The sequence below is a fragment of the Streptomyces sp. NPDC027663 genome, assembly GCF_055566415.1.
Genome location: NZ_JBVHSK010000006.1, coordinates 448751 through 468683, shown reverse-complemented (window position 1 = coordinate 468683; position 19933 = coordinate 448751). Strand labels below are relative to the sequence as shown.

At 72.8% G+C, this 19933-nt stretch carries 13 protein-coding genes; 2 read left to right on the top strand and 11 right to left on the bottom strand.

Annotation, left to right across the window (positions count from 1 at the left end):
* Window positions 1-166: 166 nt before the first annotated feature.
* The 7 genes from ACZ4SF_RS19910 to ACZ4SF_RS19880 form a co-directional block, all read right to left on the bottom strand.
* Window positions 167-1447, bottom strand: coding sequence for a cytochrome P450 family protein (locus ACZ4SF_RS19910; RefSeq protein WP_468385907.1), 1281 nt, complete (start codon window positions 1445-1447; stop codon window positions 167-169).
* The gene (locus ACZ4SF_RS19905) at window positions 1444-4152 is read right to left on the bottom strand and encodes a hypothetical protein (protein ID WP_468385904.1); all 2709 of its coding nucleotides are present in this window, start codon (window positions 4150-4152) and stop codon (window positions 1444-1446) included. Before ACZ4SF_RS19905 ends, ACZ4SF_RS19910 begins: the two co-directional genes overlap by 4 nt.
* Window positions 4153-4194: 42 nt before the next feature.
* Entirely contained in the window at window positions 4195-5202 is a 1008-nt protein-coding gene (locus ACZ4SF_RS19900) for a nucleoside triphosphate pyrophosphohydrolase (RefSeq protein ID WP_468385901.1), read from the bottom strand.
* A 140-nt stretch (window positions 5203-5342) separates the two neighbouring features.
* Window positions 5343-5993, bottom strand: a complete 651-nt coding sequence (locus tag ACZ4SF_RS19895) for a SurA N-terminal domain-containing protein (protein WP_468385898.1) — start codon at window positions 5991-5993, stop codon at window positions 5343-5345.
* 260 nt (window positions 5994-6253) lie between these two features.
* Window positions 6254-7747 carry a protein kinase domain-containing protein gene (locus tag ACZ4SF_RS19890; RefSeq protein ID WP_468386008.1) on the bottom strand — a complete coding sequence of 498 codons (1494 nt, stop codon included), beginning with the start codon at window positions 7745-7747 and terminating at the stop codon, window positions 6254-6256.
* 38 nt (window positions 7748-7785) lie between these two features.
* The gene (locus ACZ4SF_RS19885; protein ID WP_468385895.1) at window positions 7786-8376 is read right to left on the bottom strand and encodes a hypothetical protein; all 591 of its coding nucleotides are present in this window, start codon (window positions 8374-8376) and stop codon (window positions 7786-7788) included.
* A 370-nt stretch (window positions 8377-8746) separates the two neighbouring features.
* Window positions 8747-11119 (bottom strand): N-6 DNA methylase, encoded by a 2373-nt coding sequence (locus tag ACZ4SF_RS19880; protein ID WP_468385892.1) that lies wholly within the window; start codon window positions 11117-11119, stop codon window positions 8747-8749.
* 190 nt (window positions 11120-11309) lie between these two features.
* Here ACZ4SF_RS19880 and ACZ4SF_RS19875 point away from each other — a divergent pair, with 190 nt between their 5' ends.
* Together ACZ4SF_RS19875 and ACZ4SF_RS19870 are read left to right on the top strand one after the other, a co-directional pair.
* Complete coding sequence (locus tag ACZ4SF_RS19875) at window positions 11310-11999, top strand: hypothetical protein (RefSeq protein ID WP_468385889.1); 690 nt, start codon at window positions 11310-11312, stop codon at window positions 11997-11999.
* A gap of 217 nt (window positions 12000-12216) precedes the next feature.
* On the top strand, window positions 12217-12975 hold the full coding sequence (locus tag ACZ4SF_RS19870) for a hypothetical protein (protein ID WP_468385886.1): 759 nt from the start codon (window positions 12217-12219) through the stop codon (window positions 12973-12975).
* Between the two features lie 25 nt (window positions 12976-13000).
* On the opposite strand, the gene ACZ4SF_RS19865 is transcribed toward ACZ4SF_RS19870, so the two are convergent.
* From ACZ4SF_RS19865 to mfd, 4 genes are all read right to left on the bottom strand, one after another.
* Window positions 13001-13744, bottom strand: coding sequence for a GNAT family N-acetyltransferase (locus ACZ4SF_RS19865; protein WP_468385883.1), 744 nt, complete (start codon window positions 13742-13744; stop codon window positions 13001-13003).
* Window positions 13745-13833: 89 nt separating this feature from the next.
* Window positions 13834-14961: a DUF6183 family protein gene (locus ACZ4SF_RS19860; RefSeq protein WP_468385880.1), complete on the bottom strand. Its 1128-nt coding sequence runs from the start codon at window positions 14959-14961 to the stop codon at window positions 13834-13836.
* Window positions 14962-15026: 65 nt separating this feature from the next.
* Window positions 15027-15758 carry an HNH endonuclease family protein gene (locus ACZ4SF_RS19855; RefSeq protein WP_468386005.1) on the bottom strand — a complete coding sequence of 244 codons (732 nt, stop codon included), beginning with the start codon at window positions 15756-15758 and terminating at the stop codon, window positions 15027-15029.
* Window positions 15759-16120: 362 nt separating this feature from the next.
* On the bottom strand, window positions 16121-19675 hold the full coding sequence (gene mfd / locus ACZ4SF_RS19850) for a transcription-repair coupling factor (protein WP_468385877.1): 3555 nt from the start codon (window positions 19673-19675) through the stop codon (window positions 16121-16123).
* Window positions 19676-19933 lie beyond the last annotated feature (258 nt).

Genomic DNA, 19933 nt, shown 5'->3' with positions numbered 1-19933 from the left:
CAGAGGCCTTTCGAGCGACAGCAGTACCGGCGCGGCGGATGAAGCCCTTCGCCACGCTGATGGGTGAACGTATAGGCAGACGATCACTTGTCACAAGTTCATGCCGCGCAGATCACGTGAAGATCACAGAGTGAATGTCCGTCAGGTTTCCCTGGACGGGCTGTGTTCAGGCGGTGGGCGTGAACTCCACGGGCAGGGTGCGCAGGCCGCGCATGATGAGTCCGCCGCGCCAGCGCAGCTCGTCCGGGTCCACGGCGAGCCGCAGGTCGGGCAGGCGGGTGAGCAGCGTGGCGAGCGCGGTCTGGCCCTCCAGCCGGGCGAGCGGCGCGCCGAGGCAGTAGTGGATGCCGTGGCCGTAGCCGAGGTGCTGGTTGTCGCGGCGGGTGAGGTCGAGCACGTCCGGGCCGGCGAACCGCTCCGGGTCCCGGTCGGCCGCGGCGAGCACGACGAGCACCGGGTCGCCCGGCGCGATGTCCTGCCCGCCGATGGTGAGGGGCTCGGTGGCGAACCGCCAGGTGGCCAGCTCCACCGGGCCGTCGTAGCGCAGCAGTTCCTCCACGCCGGTCTCCAGGAGGTCCCGCTCCCCGCTCGTCACGGACTGCTGCAGGAGCCGGCGCTGCCCGGGATGGGTCAGCAGGGCGTACGTGCCGTTGCCGATGAGGTTGACCGTCGTCTCGAAGCCGGCGAAGAGGAGGATGAAGGCCATCGCGGCGGCCTCGTTCTCGGTGAGGTGCTCGCCGTGGTCGGAGGCCCGGATGAGGCCGGAGATCAGGTCCTCGCCGGGCGCCGGCTCGGCGGGCAGCGCCTCGCGCTTCCTGTGGATCAGCTCGGCGAGATAACCGCGCATCTTCTTCACCGACCGGGCGACCCCGCCGCGGGGGCCTCCGCCGTGCCGGATCATCATGCCCGCCCAGTCCCGGAAGTCGTCCTGGTCCTCGCGGGGGACGCCGAGCAGGTCGCAGATGGCGTAGATGGGCAGCGGGAACGCGAACTCGTGGATGAGGTCGGCGGAGCCGCGCTCGGCGAACCGGTCGATGAGCCCATCCGTCAGCTCCTGCACCCGGGGCGCGAACTCGGCGACCCGGCGCGGCGTGAACGCCTTGCTGACCAGGCGGCGCAGCCGGGTGTGGTCCGGCGGGTCGATGTTCAGCAGATGCGTCATCAGCTCGGCCTTGCGCTCGCCCGGGATGCCGGTCTTGCCCTTGGCGTGCGCGGGCTCGTCGTGATGCGCCGGGTTCTTGCTCAGCCGCTGGTCGGCCAAGGCCTGCCGGGCATCGGCGTACCGGGTGACCAGCCAGGCCTCGACCCCGCTCGGCAACCGCGTCCAGTGCACGGGCGCGTGCTCGCGCAGCCACGCGTAGGCCGGGTAGGGGTCGGCAGCGAACTCCCAGGTGAACAGCGCGGGAGCGGGGGTGGGGGCCGTCGGGGGATGAGGCTGGTCGGTCACTCCTTGACGGTATCCGGAGCGGTGGCGGGCGTGGGGGCCGGAGGGGGCGTCCCCGGGACGGGACGGGCCGGCGCGGCCGCAGGAGACGGCGTCCCCGGGACAGGACGGACCGGCGCGGCCGCAGAGGGCGGCGTCCCCGGGGCGGAACGGGCCGGCGCGGCCGCAGGAGATCCCGTCCCCGGGACGGGGCGGACCGGCGCGGCCGCAGGGGGCGGCGGGAGGGCTTCGGGGAGGCCGTCCGGGTCCGCGGCGGCTGCCTTGCGCTCCCACTCCTCGGCTTCCGCTTCCTTGCCCTGCTTGCGTAACAGCCTGGCCAGGTACCGCTCCGCGTACGGGGCCGAGCACGCATGCCCCGCCAGGTACCACGCACATGCCTCCTCCTCCCGGCCGAGGTGCTCCAGCGTCATGCCGAGGTTGATCATCGCCGAGGTGTCGCCGCCCTCCGCCGCCCGCCGGAACAGGGGCTCCGTCTCGGCCTCGGTGGCATTCCTCGTGTTCTCCAGGCAGATGCCGAGTTCGTTCGTGGCGCGCGCGTCACCCCACGCGGCCGCGTAACGCAGCCACTCCTCCGCCCCCGCCTCGTTCCAGTTGGCCAGGAGGGTGCCGAGGCTGCCAGCGACCTCGCGGTGGCCCGCAGCCGCGGCCTTGCGGTACCACCGCAAGGCCTCCCCGTCCCGTCCGGGCCCCACCATCATGTCGCCCAGCTCGTGCGCCGCCGCACCGTCCCCCGCCTCCGCGGCCTGCCGCAGCCAGCGTTCGGCGTGGGCGCGGTGCATCCGCCCGAGGTGCCGGGCCGCCCAGGCGTATCCCTCCTTCGCCGCCGTCTCCAGATACGGCAGCGCCTGCTCCTCGTCCCCCTTCTCCAGCAGCATCAGCGCCATCACGGATGTCGCCTCCGCGTGCCCCGCGCCGGCCGCGCGCCGCAGCAGGGCCTCGCTCTCCTCGCCCTCCGTACGGAGCGCGAGGTCGAACACCAGCTCGGTGTCACCCGCCTCGATGCGTGCGCTCAGCGCCGCGCGGGCCGCACCGAGGATCGCACCGTGGTCCAGCCCTGCCCCGGTCCCGGACTCCGCCGTGTCCAGCAGCGTCCACCACACCCCGTCCGGCACCGGCTCCAGGTCGCCCGATGCCAGCGCCTCGGCGACCAGCGCGCCGTACGCCCGCCAGGTGCCGTCCTCGTCGCCCGCCACGAGGAGCCCCGAGACGCCGAACATGGGCGCCGTCGCCCAGGCGAGCGCGTCCTCGTACGACTCTGTGCGCAGCGCCCGCTCGTGCTGCGGACCGTACTGCTCCACCACCTTCACCAGCAGTTCGGCCGGCACCGCCGCCGTGACCCCGCACCGGGCCACGTCGACCGCCGCCCGCACGAGCAGCCCCCCGAGCGGATGGTCCTGCTGCGTCCCCGGTCGGCGCCACTCGTCGAACAGCAGGTGCCCGACCGCGAAGTACGGGGCCACTCCCTCCTGGCCGCTCCACATGTATGCCGGGTACGCCCGCGGGTCGTCGTGCGCCGAGAGCCGCTGCAGTTCCGGCTCGCTCCACTCGCGCGGCAGCGCCACCGTACGGGCGGCGGCGACGACCCGGTCGCCGGGAGCGGTCCCGGTGCGCCGCCGGTAGTACTCGGCGGGGCTCATCGTGGCGAGCACGACGGCACCGAGGTCGTTGAGCCGTCCGAGCAGCGGCAGGTCGAGCCCGCCCGGACCGAGGTGGCCGGTCAGGTCGTCCAGCCATACGACGTACCTGCCGGGGCTGCCCCGCAGCGCGGCGACCAGGGGCCGCAGGTCCTCGCCCGGCACCGGCGTGTACACCCGGTGGTCCTGCAGGGAGTGCACGGCATGCCACGCGGTGTACGACGTCCCCGCGAGCCGTTCGGCCAGGATCAGGACCAGGCTGGTGCGGGCCAGCTTGGTCCGCAGGTCGGCGTCGCAGTCGCGCGGAGCATACGGCGGCACGTCCGGCATCCCCGGCACGGGCCGGGTCGGCTGCACGCCGAACTCCAGCGGCCGCACGGACCCGGCCGGCCGCCACTCCGCCGGCACCGGGACGTTGCCGTAGTGATGGTGCTGCACCGCCACCACCTGGTCGAGAAAGGTGCCGTCCCGCAGATCCACGTGGTCACCGGCGACACGGGGTCCGGCGGCAGGTGGATCGGCGGCACCGAGTTCGACGGCAGGCGGATCGGCGGGGCGCCGAACGGCGGCAGGAGGATCGGCAGCAGGGCGATCGGCAGCAGGCGGATCGGCGGCAGGGCGATCGGCAGCAGGCGGATCAGGGTGGCGGGGCTCGGTGCCGCCGGGTTCGGCGGTACGGGGCCCGGCGGCGCGTGGACCGGCGGCCGCGCCGGCGGCCCCGGCGCCGGCAGGGGCGGTGTCGCCGTGGGCCGTGCCGGCAGGGGCCATGCCGGCAGGGGCGGTGTCGCCGGGGCTGGCGGCCACGGGTCCCGGGCCGGTGGGCCGGGGTGTCCACGTGGTCGCGGCGACCCGCTCGAGGTCGGCGAACTCTGCGGGGTGTTCGACCCGTAACAGCACCAGTGAGGCCAGCTGGTGATGGCTCCTGAACCGGTCGCCGTCCGGCTGGGTCCAGGCCCCCGCCGCATACGGCTTGCCCGCCCGCGCCAGCACCTCCGCGACCCGCTGTGCCGCGGTCGGCGAACTGTGGATCGCCCGCAGCAGCGCTTCCCGCAGCTCCTCCAACTCCCTTGCCACGTCGGCCCCCACGCCTCGCACCCGCCCGTTGAGGCAACGGTACTAAGCGGACCGGCCCTCAGCAGCCCGTATCGCGTCCCGGTACGCCCGGGCCGCCGCCCGCAGCGCCGCCTCCGGGTCGACGCCGTCCGCCTCGGCGCGGACCGCCAGCGCCAGCAGTTCGTACCCGATGCCCTCGCCCTGCGGCAGGGGCACGTCCAGGCCTGCCGTGCGGGTGCGGGAGGCGAGCTTGGCGGCAAGGGCCAGGCCGGGCTGGCCGAGCGGGACCCCCTCCGTGACCGACGTGCGCCGCTTCTCCTCGGCCTTGGTGCGCAGCCAGTGCTCCTTGACGTCCTCCGGGGTCTCGGCCTGCTCGTCGCCGAAGACATGCGGGTGCCGGTGGACGAGCTTGGCGACGATGCCGCCGGCCACGTCGTCGACGGAGAACGGCTCGTCCGGGTCCTCCTCGGCGATCCGGGAGTGGAAGACGACCTGGAGAAGGACGTCGCCCAGCTCCTCGCGCAGTTCCGTACGGTCGCCGGCCTCGATCGCCTCGACCAGCTCGTAGGCCTCCTCGATGCCGTACTTCGCGAGGCCCTCGTGGGTCTGCCGGGAGGACCACGGGCACTCGGCGCGGATGCGGTCCATGACCTGCACGACGTCCAGGAGCCGGGCGCCCGGCAGGTCGTAGGAGGCGGGCAGCAGTTCCAGCTCGGGCATGGCCGTCCGGCCGGAGCCGGCCAGCCGGGCCAGGCCGTCGGTGAGGGCGGGCTCGCCCTCCCCCGTGGCGACGACCACCGCCGTCCGCCCGCCGGCGCAGGTGTCGACCAGCTCCTGCGCGGTGGGCGACGCCTGCGTCACCGCTATCCCGGCCTCGCGCAGATATGGCAGTTGCGGATGCGCGCCGTCCGCGCACAGCACGGCGTCGGCGGAGCGCAGGGCCTGCCAGGCGGGCCAGGACAGCAGGCCGGGGGCGACGCGATGGCTGGTGGTGAGCAGGACGATGCGGCCGGAGGCGGCACCGGCTTCGCGGCCGGTTCCGGGACGGGACTCGGGGCTGGTTTCGTTCACGATCCGAACGTAACCCACGGCGCGAGCGAGCGGATTCCGTTGTCCACAGGCCCGAGGTGGTCTTGTGATCGTATGACCGGCAGGCCGCTGCCGTACCGTTCCGCCACCGGCGCGCAGCCCGGCCCGCGCCCTCGGCCGTCCTACGCCGTCACCGGCTGTCCGCCCGCCGCCGTGACCTCCCGCACCCACGGTGTGCCGGCGTCCACCCGGCTGCTCTTCTGCACGTCCCAGGCGCCGTAGCGCGGGTTGAGGTCGACGTGAAGTTCCTCCGACGCCTTGGACAGGGCCTTCCAGAAGGCGGGCTGGCTGGTGTCGGTGCCCAGCTTCTCGGCGAGCTTCTGCGCCTCCAGCTGCAGGCGCAGGTTGTCGTCGAGGCGCGCCGGGGCGATGCCGTACTTCTGCAGCCAGGCCGTCTCCAGGCCCTCGCTGCCGCCGGCCTGCTGCTCCAGGCCCCCGCGCATCTGCTGGATCTCCTTGCGGGTGACCGTGATGCCCTGGTCCCGGGCGGCGCGGTGCAGCACCCGGTCGAGGACCATGTTGTGCAAGGTGTCGCGGGTGAGACTGCTGGTGGAGGAGACGACCTGCTGGTACTGGGTCTCGTCCGGCACCGCGGCGCGCTGCGCCCGGCGGACCTCGTCGACCCTGCTCTCCAGCTGGGAGACGGTGATCCGCTGCCCGCCGACGACGGCCGCGGCGCCGGGATGCGCATCGTTTCCGCAGGCGGTCAACAGGGGTGCCGCGGCGGCGATCGCGGCGGTGAGGACGAGCGCGGTGCGACGGCGGCGGTGCAAGGAAACCTCCCGAGGAGTTTGTGCGACGGTGCACAAAGTCTTGCGGTGATCGATGGTAGGCAGTGAGCAGGCTGTGGCCAACCCATTCGACCAACGATTCGCGCGCCCTTCGGGCACCGCCGCTCCTCCGGGCAGGACCCCGGCTCAGCTGCCGGTGGCCACCGCGGCGCCCCGGGCGGCCCCAGGAGTCCAGGAGTGCCGGCCGGCGTGACGCCGATGTGTGACTGCGACTCCTTCCTGCACCCCCGGAACAGCGGGGCCTAGCCGCGCACCTGTCCCAGCCACTGCAGGGTCCGCCGGACCTCCACGGCCAGCGGATGGCCCGGGCCGTGCAGCCGCTCCACGTCCACGACCAGCCGCACGAGCATGTCGTGGGCGGCCGGCCGGTCCCCGAGCGCGAGCAGCAGGTGGCCGATGCGCCGGCGCACCTCGTGGGCCAGCTGCGGGTCCCCGGAGACGTACTGGTTCTCGTAGTACGGCAGCAGCGTGCGGTACTCGGTGAGCGCCGCCGCCGGTTCGCCCAGCTGCTCCAGGCACTGCGCGGCCTCGTAGCGGTAGCGCAGGGACTGCGGGTCGGCCTGGCCGGCCTCGGTGGCGCGTTCGTCGGCGAGCCGGCGCAGTTCGGGCAGGGCACGCCGGTACTGGCCGTCGTCCATGAGCGTGGCCGCGTACTGCTTGCGCAGGGTGCGTACGACCGGGGAGTGCTCGCCGTGCTGTTCGGCGGCGGCCGGCAGGATCGCGCCCAGGATGTCGACGGCCTGCGTGATCCGGCCCTCGCCCAGCAGCCTCTTGACCTCGTCCACGGCGGCGGCCACGTCCGGTTTCTCGGTCACCGGCGGTGCCGGCGCGACGGGGGCGGGCTGGGGCGCGGGGGTCCGCGCACGGTCCGGCCAGGGAGCGTGCGGGCGCAGGAAGGGGCGAGTGGGATCCAGTGGCGCCCCGGTGGGCGTCCCGCGCGCGGGGAGCAGCAGCGCCAGGTCCTCGTACACCTCCTGCGCGGACGCCGGCCGGTGCTGCGGGTCCTTGGCGAGCAGCCGCAGCACCAGGGTTTCCAGCGCCTCCGGGACCTCGGGGCGGATCCGGCGCACCGGCAGCGGAGGCTCGTACAGGTGCCGGTGCAGCACGCCGAGCGCCGTGGAGCCGGCGAACGGCACCTCCCCGCTGAGCAGTTCGTGCATCAGCACGCCCAGCGCGTACAGGTCCGTGTACGGGCCGACCGCGCCGCCCATCGCCTGCTCGGGCGCCATGTAGGCGGGCGAGCCGATCGGGGATCCGGTGTGGGTGAGGCGGGTGGTGTCGGTGTCCATGACCGAGGCCACGCCCAGGTCCAGGACGGTGACCGTACCGTCCTGCTTCACCATCACGTTGCGCGGCTTGAGGTCGCGATGCACGATCGGCACGGCGTGCACGGCGCTCAGCACGGCGCACAGTTGCGCGGCCACCGCGACCGTCCACTGCCACGGGTACGGGTCGTGCTCGGCGAGGTGGTCGGAGAGGTCGGCGCCGTCGACGTACTGCATGACGAGGAACAGCTCCTCGCCCTCGCTGCCCGCGTCGTGCACCGTGACCAGGCCCGGGTGGTCCACCTGAGCGGTCACCCGGCACTCGCGCACGAACCGGCGGCGCAGCTCGTCGGCTTCCTGGCCCGCCACCTTGTCCGGGCGCAGCAGCTTCACCGCCACGCGCCGGTCGAGTCGCTGGTCGTACGCCGTCCAGACCTGGCCCATGCCGCCCTGCCCGATGAGCGTGGCCAGTTCGTAACGGCCGGCGACGACGCGTCCTGCCGCCACGGTCACCGTCCGCCCTCATGGCCGTCCTGCTTGCGCAGGTAGTCGCTCAGCTCGTCCAGCTCGGCCCGCACCTGGTCGATCCGGGCGGGCGCGGGCCGCTGGGGCGGCGTGGCCGGCGGGGGCTGGGGCGCGGGTATGTGCGGCATCGGCGGCGGGGTGTGCGGGCCGACCGGGCCCGTCGCCGTCGGCAGGGTCGGTACGGTCGTCGCCGCGTACGGGGTCGCGTACGCCGGGTAGCCGTACGCCGGGGCGTGCCGCTGCGCCTCGTACGCCTGCTGGCGCAGCAGGAAGTGGCGGATGTCCGCCGTGAGGTAGTACGCGATCGTGGCCACGAGCGTGACGAGCAGGAGCACCATGCCCACATAGCCGCCGGGGGTGTGTACCTCGTCGCCACCCTCCGTCGCCAGCAGTGTGATGCTGAGGATGTCGGCGGCCAGCACCGCCACGAACAGCCCCCAGTCCAGCGAGCGGCGCGTGACGGCCGCCAGCCGCAGCATCATCGCCGAGGTCAGGAGGCCGATGGTGAAGAGCGCGAGCACCACGAACAGCACACGCAGGAAAACCAGCCACGCGGTGTGCGGCGGCTGCTTCACCGGCTGACCGTAGCCGTGGCCTTGCATGGCTGCTCCTGTTTCCTGAAGTGGGCGTGCCTGCGCGACCGGCGTCCTCCGCGGGGGGCGGACAACGCCGGTCGTGCGATTGTCGCTTCGAGCATATGGCCCGGCAGGGACAACCGGTCCGGGTTGTACCGAACCGTTGTCCGGCGACCGGCACGGATCAGGGCACGGATCAGCGGCTCCGTTGGGCGGCGGCTCCGCGGGCCGGCGGATCAGCGGATCGGCTGGACCCCGGGGCTGCGGACCGGCCGGGATCGCGGGGCTCGGGCCGGCCGCGATCGCGGGGCTGCGGGCCGACTGGACCTCGGGGCTGCGGGCCGGCCGGACAGCGGGGCCGGGCGCGGGATCAGCCGGGGGACACCGTGCCGTCGGTGAGCCCGTCGTACATCCCGCGCACGAGCTGCTCCCCGAGCCGGCTCGCGTGGCGCAGCGCCCGCTCGAACTCGTCGAGGGCGCGAAAGCGTGCGCCGTAGCGCCGTTGGTCGTCCAGCGGGAGCCGGGGCAGCTGCAGCCGGCGCACGTCCAGCCGGGTCGCGGTGGAGGCGTAGCTGCTGGCCTGCCGGTTGTTGGCGGTACCGCGCAGGAAGCCGGCGAGGAACCAGGGGTCGAGCGCCGCACGGTCGGGGCGCAGCAGGACGAGGTTGCGGCCCAGGGCGGCACCCCCGGTCGCTTCGTCGATCACCCGCGCCACCGAGCCCCCGCCGAGCACCGGTACGACGACATCGCCCGGCTCGGTCAGCACGGCTTCCTCGTCGCTCTCCGGGAGCGTGCCCGAGGGTGCCGTTCCGGCCAGGACGTCGTGGTCGGTGAGCACGGGCACGCGCACGTGACCGCCGTTCCCGCCGGTACGCAGCACCAGCGCGCCCCCGCGCGCGAGTTCACCGACGGTGGTGAGCGGCCAGCGCGCGGGCGGTGCCGGGTCGGCTGGCGGCGGAGCCAGGTCGGCGGTCAGACGCAGAGTCGCACCGAGGTGCTCACGCACCGCCGTCAGCTGCTCCGCGCCGTCGGCCGCCGCCGGCGGCGGCAGATGGCGCGCGGGAGCGAGGTCCACGTCGTCGTCGAGGAGTTCGATGACCGGCACGGAACGGGCGAGCCCGGGCCGCTCGTCCAGCCGCCCGGCCCGCCCGAAGGCGCGCCAGGCGTCAAGGACGGCCTCCCGCACGGCCGCCCAGTCCGGCCCGCCGCGCCCCTCACCGGCGAACCTCCCCGTGTCCACGAGCAGCACCTCCGGCGCCGCCGGCGTACGGTCCGGCCGGCGCAGCACCCACAGGTGCAGCGGGATGTTGTACGGCGGTGCGGCACCGACCGGCAGCGCGATCACCGCCCTGAGCGCACCCCGGCGCAACAGGTCGGCGCGGATCCGGCGCCCGGAACGGCGGGAGGCGGTGGCCGGCGGCATGAGCAGGACGGCGGTGCCGCCGTCGGTCAGCCGGGCCAGCGCGTGCTGCACCCAGGCCAGCTCCGACTCGGTGCGCGCCGGGAAGCCGTACTCCCAGCGGGCGTCGTAGGCGAGTTCGTCATGGCCCCAGTTGCGCTCGTTGAACGGCGGATGGCACAGGACCGTGTCCGCGCGCAGTTCCGGGTGGGCGTCGGCGCGCAGGGTGTCGCCCGCGGCGCCCCGCACGGTGGCCCGGCTGTGCAGCGCGAGCCGCAGCGCGCTGAGCGCGGCCAGGTCGGGGGCGCTGTCCTGGGCGTACAGCTCCTGGTCGGGGCGGGTGTCGACGGCGCGCAGCAGGGCGCCGGTGCCACAGGCGGGGTCCAGGACGGTGCGGGCGGGGCCGGCGAGGTCGGCCATGAGGACGGCGAGTTCGGCCGGGGTGAGCGTGTACTGGCGCGGGTTGGCGTCCAGGTGCCGGCCGAGCAGGAACTCGAAGGTCTGCCGCGCCCCTGCCTCGGCGGCCAGCTCGGCGGCACCGCGCAGGAGGGGGGCGGAGAGGAGGAGTTGGGGGCCGGTGGGGGTGGGGACGGCCGGGGCGCGAACGGCGGGGGTGCGGGGGGTGGCCGGCGCGGTGGGTGTGCCGGGCGTGAGCCCCGGACTCGGTGTGAGCTGGGGGCTCGGTGTGAGCTGGGGGCTCGGTGTGAGCTGGGGGCTCGGTGTGTGCGCCGGGCTGGGCGTGGGCTGCGGGCTGTGGACAACAGGAGTGCCGGGCATGGACGGCGTCCTGTTGACAGCGGGTGCGCCGGACGCGGGCGGCGCCGCGTGAACAGCAGGCGCACCGTGAACGTCCGGCGAGGTGTTCACAGCAGCCGACGTCTGTGAGGCGTTCACAGCAGAGTGCGCCGAAGCGGCGCTCACCCCCTCCGCGCCGGGCGCGCTGCTCGCCGCGCCGAAGCGCGGCGCAAGCACCTGCTCCAGCGCCCCCGGCAGCATCGCGGCCAGCCGCGCGTCGGAGCCGGCGCTCGCGTCGAGCCAGACGGTGGGGCGTTCGTGGATCAGCAGCAGCACGCAGCCGGTGTGCACCAGGGCGGTCAGAGGGCCCTCGGGGTGACCGGCGAGCTGTTGCCAGACACGCTCCCGCAGCGGTACTTCGGCAAGCTTGCCCTGCTTGCGCAGCCAGGCCTCGACCTCGGCCAGCGCGAAGGACGGGCTGGTCTCGGTGCCGCCGACCGGCTTGGGGAAGTCGGCGTGCCGCCGGCGCCAGTTGCTGACGGCGGCGCGGCCCACTCCGGCGAGCCGCGCGATACCGGCCGCGGTCACCTCTGTTGCGTTGTCCTGCACCGGCCCCGCTCCCCTCGTCCCATGTGTGCACCGAGCATACCGGCGTACACAAGATCTGGGCCTTCACGGACGTGTACACAGAAGAATCTGTGAACCGTGTTGACTCGGTTCACAGCCTCTGGTCTTATTGACCCAGCGAACGAGCGGCCACCGGAGGGGGAGGCCGCCACTTTCGGGGAGGGGTTCTGTCATGGGCATGAAGACCAAGGTCGCGCTCGGTGCCGTCGTGGGGATCGCCGTCATCGGTGCCGTGTCCGCCAACGCCGGCAACGACGGCAAGGGCAGCGGCTCCGCGGGCTCCGGCAAAGGTTCCTCGGCGTCGGCCGAGCGCAAGTCCGGCGGCAAGAAGGACTCGTCGAACGGGCAGGCGGCCACGGAGAAGAAGGCCGCCATCGCGGGCGACGGCGAGTACCAGGTCGGCTCCGACGTGAAGCCGGGGACGTACCGCACGACCGGGAACACCGACGACATGTGCTACTGGGAGCGCGCCAAGGACGCCTCGGGCGAGATGGACTCCCTGCTGGCCAACGACAACGTCAGCGGCACGAGTTACGTGACCGTCAAGCCCACCGACAAGGTGTTCAAGTCCAGCGGCTGCAAGGACTGGGAGGCCGTGGACGCGAAGGCGAAGGGCACGCCCGCCTCCTCGATGGCCGGCGACGGCGGCATGTTCAAGGTGGGCGCGGACATCGCGCCGGGCACCTACAAGTCGGCCGGCAACGCCGACGACAACTGCTACTGGGAGCGGACGAAGGACGCCGAGCACGGGCTGAACTCGATCATCGCGAACAACAACGTGAGCGGTACCGCCGTCGTGACCATCAGCTCATCGGACGCATACTTCAAGACGACCGGCTGCGGTGACTGGAAAAAGGCCTGACCTGTCCGGTCGTCCCCGGCGCGAGGCCCCGCCCCGCGCCGGCCGCGCGCCGGCGCACCCCGCACCACCCGCATAACCCCGCAGTACCCGTTCCATCCGCTCCACGTTCCATCCGCTCCAGCTCCACCCCCCACTCCCGGTGCACTCCCGTGCACCACATCCCCCGTGGAGCCTCCCGGCTCCCCGCTCACCACACCTCTCTCAGCAAGGAACTGTCATGCGACGCACCTCACTTGTCGCCCTCTGCCTCGCCGCCGCGGCCACCGCGGGACTCACCACTGGCTGCCTGCCGGGGGACGACAAGGCGGACAGCAAGCCCAAGGGCCCGTTCGCCGGGCTGAGCGGCGGCGAGATCGCCGAGCGGGCGATGAAGGCCACCACGGGTGCCTCGTCCGTGCGTATGAAGGGCCGGATCTCCGACGAGGAGAGCAAGGGCATCATCGAGCTGGACATGGCGCTGAACAGCAAGGGCGAGTGCGCCGGCACGATGAGCATGGAGGGCCAGGGCAAGGCCGACCTGATCAAGACCGGCGACATCGTCTACATGAAGTACGACGAGAAGTTCCTGCGCGCCCAGAGCAAGGGTGAGTCCAAGGCCGACGCCGACGCGGTCGTGGCGATGCTGGCCGGCAAGTGGACCAAGATGTCCGCCAAGGGCCAGGACGCCAAGGACCTCGCGAACTTCTGCGACCTGGACTCGCTGCTCGGCGACATGGGCGGCGGCGGCACGGCGGGCACCACCCGTGGGAAGACCACCCAGGTCGACGGCGCGCCCGCGATCACGCTGAACGAGAAGGACGGCAAGGAGCGGTACACGGCGTACGTGGCCACCGAGGGCAAGCCGTACCTGCTGCGCATCGACAAGCCGTCCACCGGCAAGGACCCGGAGAACCTGACGTTCAGCGAGTACGGCAAGCCGGTCCCCGCGAAGAAGCCCGCGGGGCAGATCATCGACCTGGACTCGCTCGGCGGCTGATGCCGGGCCGGGGCCCGGCGCGGGGTCACAGCGGGTGCCGCATCCATACGTTGGGTTCGACGTAGACGGCGTATCCGCGTTCCGGTTCGCAGTGGACCGGGACCAGCGCGCCGGGCACCTCGACATCGCCCGCGGTGTCGAAGGGGAGTCCGGTCCAGTGGCGCCAGTCCTCCAGCGAGGCGCCGACGGTCATGGAGGCCGGGGCGATGGAGTCGATGGTGGCGCCGGCCCGGGCGTGGACGCGCAGCCACGGGTCCTCCGGCAGCCCGTCGGGCCGGACCCGGTGGGCGTACTCGGTGATCGGGGTGCGCGGTTCGCGGTGCTTGGCGTTCGGGCGGACGGGGGCGACGACCTCGCGGAAGCCGCGGGCACGGGCGTTGTCCCGCATCGCCGAGAGCAGGACGGCGGACAGGCCGTGGCCCTGGGCGTGCGGGGCGATGGTGACCGAGACGGCGCTCACGGTGTCCGGGCGGGTGCCGCGGCGCAGGTCGGCGAAGGCCCAGAGCAGGATCTGGTCCCAGCCCCGTGCGGGCAGGGTGCGCCGGCCGTCGACGTGCAAGGCGAACGGCACGCTGTAGGCGTGGGCGACGACCTGGCCGCGCTCGTCCTCGGCGAACAGCGCGTACTCGGGCAGTTCGGTGGGGACACGGCCGTAATGGGCGGCGCCCACGGGATCGTGTGTGACGAACTCGGGCCATGTGTCGGCCATCTCCTGCACCGCGGGAAGCCGGTCGGGCCGTTCCGCGATGCTGCTCACCTTGACGTCCATGGCGTTCACGGTAGGCGGCGGGCGTCCGGGGGTGCAGCCGATTAACGGCCCCGGCGTTCAACAGCCCCGGCGTCGACAGCCCCCGGCGTTCAGTCGGTGTCCGTCGCGGCCAGCACCGCCAGCCGCCGGCGCTCCGGACAGACCGCGGCCAGGCCGATGTCCCAGGCCACACGCTCGAACCACTTCGTCCCGGCACTGAACTCGTACCAGGTGCACTCCCGTACACGTGCCTCGACCGCCTCCGCGGTGTCGCCCTCGGAAGCCCCGCTGAGGCCGGCCAGGGACTGCCACGCGGCAAGGCGGCCGTAGGCGCCGCGGACGCCGGAGTTGTAGGCCCCTCCCGTGGACGCGGCGGCGAAGAGCACCTGCCATGCCCGCTCCGGCGGACAGGCCGCGACCGAGAACGCGTCCTTCTTCCCGGCACCCTTCAGGCACTCCAGTCCCAGCGCCAGAAACACGCTCGGTACCGACTCGTCCTCCAGAGGACCCGCCAGTTCGAAGACTCGTGCCTCGATCCGGCCGTTCGACTCCTCGGCCCAGTTCGCCACAGCGGTGCCGATGCCCTTGGCCGCGGTTTCGGTCGTCGTCTCGTCGGCCGACGGAACGTGTGCCCCGGCGACAACCGCCGAGCCGCGGTTCTCCGACGGGCCGTACGGCAACGAGTGGCTGCCGCCACGGGCGCTGTAGCCGGGCAGATCCGGCCGCCCCTCCGTGTCGGACAGCGCCGGCGGCAGCCATCCCAGGGGATGGTGCCTCCAGTGCGGCGATGTCGCCCACTGCGCGATGTCCGGCGTCCTTGTGACGTCGACGCCCCTGAGCACCAGCTCATGGATCAGGCAGGCGCGCAACTCCTCCGAGGTGTTTTCGCCGAACGCCACGGCCAGTTCCTCTGCCGGGTGACTGGAGGCCAGCAAGGAAGCCGCGTAACGGTCCAGCTTCCTGTCAGCGGCCTGCTCGGAGGAGACCAGCCGCAGTGCCTGGACGACGTTCACGGAACCGGGGGTGGTGGCCAGCAGCCGGAGCAGGTGGTCGAAGACACTCCGGTACTGCCAGATCCGCGTGGCGTCGGAGCCGTGCGCTCCGGCGAGCGCGATGCCGAGGTCCGCGAGGAAGGCGGCGTCGCCCCGCGCGAGACGGCGGTCGGCCTCCTTCCACACGCCGGTGACGCTCTTCAGACCCGGCAGCGTCGTCACGATCTTCTGTATGCGGTCAGCCACGGCATGGAGCGTACGCGCCCGAGAACGCAAAATCGAACGTGTTTTCCCAGGTCATCAGGGTGCTGTCAGTCTGCGCACTGCTCGAGCATCGTCGCCTCGTCCGCCTTCGTCACCGGAAGCTCGTACTTGAGGGCGACCTGTGCGAAGCGGACCGCGTAGGCGCACCGGATCCGCTTGTTCGGGGGCAGCCAGGACGCGGGGCCGGAATCGCCCTTGGCCGAGTTGGCTCGCCCCTCGACCGGGATCAGGTTCAGCGCGTCGTTGGCGAGCTGCCTGCGCTTGCTCTCCGGCCAGCGCGAGGAGCCCATCTGCCAGCTGTAGGACAACGGCACCACGTGATCTATCTGCACCTTGGCGGCCTGCTGCTTGCGCCATTCGATGGTCGTCCCGGTGTACGGGTCGTCCAGCGTCATGGCGATGACCACGCAGTCGGAGCCGGCCCGGAAACGGAGGTTCCGGGCATCGCGACGAATGAGGTCATTTCGGGTGTCACACCCGTTCCTCGCGAGCGGCACCCCGTCGGCCGTATCCATCCAGGCGTAGCCGAACTTCTCACGGTCGTAGCCCGTCTTCGGCCCCCGTCCCTTGGTGGACAGTTCCTCGATGAGCTTGCGGGCCTCGGCCCTGTCCGCGTCCGTGGTCAGGGGCGCGAGCCCTGGCTTCGTACCGTCGGGATTCCTGAGCGGACTGGCCGCCCGCCCGTTCGGCGCAGCAGGCCCGGATCCCGCGGAGGAGTCGTCTTCGCCGAGCCCCTCGCATCCCGTGACGAGGAGCGCGGCAGCCGCCAGCGCGGTCACCGCACGGAAGAAGCGCGCGTTCCCTGCTGCGCCCCCGCCCGCGGTGTTCCCGGGACCGAAGGTCTCTTCGGTCTGCTCGGTCGTACGGCCGGCCTCGGCGGCCAGCACGGTCACGGCGGTGACCGCCCCACCCCTCAGACGCGTCACGGTACGCCCCCTCGCTCGCCCTGATCCGCCCCTCAGCCGCGGGCGGAACGTTCCGCTCCCCACCGTAACTTCCCCCGGCCGCCCAGCAGACAGGGCATGAAGGAATGATTACGGGACAAGCAGGGCTCGGCTTGAGGCATGTGGCGGCGCAACGGGACACCGATCGCCGGGCCCCGCTGGACCCACCGCCGAGCGGCGCGCCGGCCTGCGCCCCCCTAGCTCAGGATCGAGGTGAGGAACTCACCGACCCAGGCCAGCAGTTCGCGGCCGACCAGCGGCTTGCCGCCCACCTTCGCGGTCTTCGGGCGTGGGACCAGCACCTGGTGCACGGCGGGCTTGATGACCGTGCCCGGGTACAGCCGCTTGACGCGCAGCTCCTGCGACTCGCGCAACTCCACCGGCGCGAAGCGGATGTTGGTGCCCTGCAGGACGATCTCGCCGACACCGCACGCCCGCGCGAGCATCCTGAGGCCGGCCACCAGCAGCAGGTTCTCCACCGGTTCGGGCAGCTTGCCGTAGCGGTCGGTGAGTTCCTCGCGGACGGCCTTGATGTCCTCTTCCGAGTTGGCGGAGGCGATGGCCCGGTACGCCTGGAGGCGCAGCCGCTCGCCGGGCGCGTAGTCGTGCGGGACGTGCGCGTCGACCGGCAGCTCGATCTTGACCTCGAGCGGCGGCTCCTCCTCCGCTTCGCCGGTCTCCAGCTGGCGCCGGTAGTCCGCGACGGCCTCGCCGACCATGCGGACGTACAGGTCGAAGCCGACACCCGCGATGTGCCCGGACTGCTCGCCGCCGAGCAGGTTGCCGGCGCCGCGGATCTCCAGGTCCTTCATCGCGACATACATGCCCGCGCCCATCTCGGTGTGCTGGGCGATGGTCGCCAGGCGCTCGTGCGCGGTCTCCGTCAGCGGCTTCTCCGGCGGATACAGGAAGTACGCGTACCCGCGCTCACGGCCGCGGCCGACGCGGCCGCGCAGCTGGTGCAGCTGGGAGAGACCGAAGTTGTCGCCGCGCTCCACGATCAGCGTGTTGGCGTTGGAGATGTCGATGCCGGACTCCACGATCGTGGTCGACACCAGCACGTCGAACTTCTTCTCCCAGAAGTCGACGACGACCTGTTCCAGCGCCGACTCCGACATCTGGCCGTGGGCCGTCGCGATGCGTGCCTCGGGGACGATCTCGCGCAGGCGGGCCGCCGCGCGGTCGATGGACTCGACCCGGTTGTGGATGTAGAAGACCTGGCCCTCGCGCAGCAGTTCGCGGCGGATGGCGGCGCCGATCTGCTTCTCCTCGTACGGGCCGACGAACGTGAGCACCGGGTGGCGCTCCTCCGGGGGCGTGGTGATCGTGGACATCTCGCGGATGCCGGTGACCGCCATTTCCAGGGTGCGCGGGATGGGCGTGGCCGACATGGTCAGGACGTCCACGTTGGCACGGAGCTTCTTCAGCTGCTCCTTGTGCTCGACGCCGAAGCGCTGCTCCTCGTCCACGATGACCAGGCCGAGGTCCTTGAACTTCGTCTCGGAGGAGAACAGGCGGTGGGTGCCGATGACGACGTCCACCGCGCCGTCCTTCAGGCCCTCCAGGACGGCCTTGGCCTCGGTGTCGGTCTGGAAGCGGGAGAGCGCCCGCACGTTCACCGGGAACTGCCCGTACCGCTCGGAGAACGTGCCGAAGTGCTGCTGCACCAGCAGGGTCGTGGGGACGAGTACGGCGACCTGCTTGCCGTCCTGTACGGCCTTGAAGGCGGCCCGTACGGCGATCTCGGTCTTGCCGTAGCCGACGTCGCCGCAGATCAGGCGGTCCATGGGGACCGACTTCTCCATGTCCTCCTTGACCTCGGCGATGGTGGTGAGCTGGTCCGGGGTCTCCGCATAGGGGAAGGCGTCCTCCAGCTCGCGCTGCCAGGGCGAGTCGGCGCCGAAGGCGTGGCCGGGGGCGGCCATGCGGGCGCTGTAGAGCTTGATCAGGTCGGCGGCGATCTCCTTGACGGCCTTCTTCGCGCGCGCCTTGGTCTTCGTCCAGTCGGCGCCGCCGAGGCGGTGCAGGGTGGGGGCCTCGCCGCCGACGTACTTGGTGATCTGCTCCAGCTGGTCGGTCGGGATGTAGAGCCGGTCGCCGGGCTGGCCGCGCTTGGCGGGCGCGTACTCCACGACCAGGTACTCGCGGGTGGCGCCCTGGACGGTGCGCTGCACCATCTCGATGTAGCGGCCGACGCCGTGCTGTTCGTGGACGATGTAGTCGCCCGGCTCCAGGGTGAGCGGGTCGATGGTCTTGCGGCGGCGTGCGGGCATGCGGGCGCCGTCGCGGCTCGCGGTGCGCTGACCGGACAGGTCGGTCTCGGTGAGGACGGCGAGTCTCAGCGCCGGGTCCACGAAGCCGTACTCGATCGAGCCGCAGGAGACGTGCACCACGGAGGGGCTCAGCTCGCCGAGGTCGGAGTCCAGGCGGGCCGCGATGCCCTCGCCGCCGAGCACCTCCACCGTGCGGGCGGCCGGACCATGGCCCTCGGTGACGTACACCGCGCGCCAGCCGTCGGCGAGCCAGCCCTTGGTGTCGGCGAGGGCCCGCGCGGTGTCGCCGCGGTAGGTCTCGGGGGCGTGCATGCCGAGCTTGAGCGTGTCCCCCGCCGCGTCCGCGGCATAGGTGTCCGTCAGGTCGAGATCCGCCGCGAACGGCGACACGGACCACCACATCATGTCCAGCTCGCGCGCACGCTCGCGCACGTCGGCGATGGACCACAGGGAGGCCGCGCCGACGTCGATCGGTGCCTCGCCGCCGCCCGCGGTAGCCGCCCAGGACGCCTGCAGGAACTCCTGCGAGGTCGCCACGAGGTCGGCGGCGCGCGTGCGGACCCGCTCCGGGTCGCAGACGACGGCCATCGCGCCCTTGGGCAGCACGTCGAGCAGCAGCTCCATGTCGTCCACCAGGACCGGCGCGAGGGACTCCATGCCCTCGACCGCGATGCCCTCGGCGATCTTGTTGAGCAGTTCGCCCAGCTCGGGGTGGGCCTCGGCGAGGGCACGCGCGCGGGCCCGTACGTCGTCCGTGAGCAGCAGCTCACGGCAGGGCGGGGCCCACAGGCCGTGCTCGGCGACTTCGAGGGAGCGCTGGTCGGCGACCTTGAAGTAGCGGATCTCCTCGACGTCGTCGCCCCAGAACTCGATGCGCAGGGGGTGTTCCTCGGTGGGCGGGAACACGTCCAGGATGCCGCCGCGCACGGCGAACTCGCCGCGCTTCTCGACCAGCTCCACGCGCGCGTAGGCGGCTGCCGCGAGGGCTTCCACCACCTCGTCCAGGTCGGCGGTCCGGCCGGTCCTCAAGGACACCGGCTCCAGGTCGCCGAGGCCCTTGACCTGCGGCTGGAGCACCGAGCGGATGGGCGCGACGACGACGGAGACCGGGCCGGTCCCGGGGTCGTCCTGGCTGGGGTGGGCGAGGCGGCGCAGGACGGCGAGGCGGCGGCCGACGGTGTCGCTGCGCGGGCTGAGCCGCTCGTGCGGGAGCGTCTCCCAGGAGGGGTACTCCACGACGCCCTCTTCGGGCAGCAGCGAGCGCAGGGCGGCGGCCAGGTCCTCGGCCTCGCGGCCCGTCGCGGTGACCGCGAGCACGGGGCGGCCGGCCTCGCGGGCCAGGGCGGCCACGACGAAGGGGCGGGCGGCCGGGGGGCCGACGAGGTCGACGTGCATGCGGTTGCCGTCCGCCGCCGCCGGAATCGCTTCCGCGAGGGCGGGGTCCTTGACTACGGCGTCGAGCAGACCGTGCAGGCTCATGGAGGAGGCTTTCCGTCCTGGTGTGGGCAACGCGAAGAGCCCGACGCGGGGAACCGGCCGGGGGTTCCCAGCGTACGACGCCGCGGCGGGCGGTGCCGGGGGCTGTGGACAACCTTGCTGTCCGGTGCCCTGCGCCGTCGTGGGCCACCAGGGGGCTCCGCCCCCTGGACCCCCGGGCCCTCGCCCACCCACCACCCGACTCGGCCCGCCGAGAAGCGGCCCCACAGCGCAAGCCTTCGCCCCCCGAGAAGCGGCCCC

Excerpts from the sequence above, each read along its gene's own strand:
- ACZ4SF_RS19870 (WP_468385886.1), top strand. The coding sequence starts at position 12,217 with ATGCGACGCACCTCACTTGTCGCCCTCTGCCTCGCCGCCGCGGCCACC.
- ACZ4SF_RS19865 (WP_468385883.1), bottom strand. The coding sequence starts at position 13,744 with ATGGACGTCAAGGTGAGCAGCATCGCGGAACGGCCCGACCGGCTTCCC.
- mfd (WP_468385877.1), bottom strand. The coding sequence starts at position 19,675 with ATGAGCCTGCACGGTCTGCTCGACGCCGTAGTCAAGGACCCCGCCCTC.
- ACZ4SF_RS19875 (WP_468385889.1), top strand. The coding sequence starts at position 11,310 with ATGGGCATGAAGACCAAGGTCGCGCTCGGTGCCGTCGTGGGGATCGCC.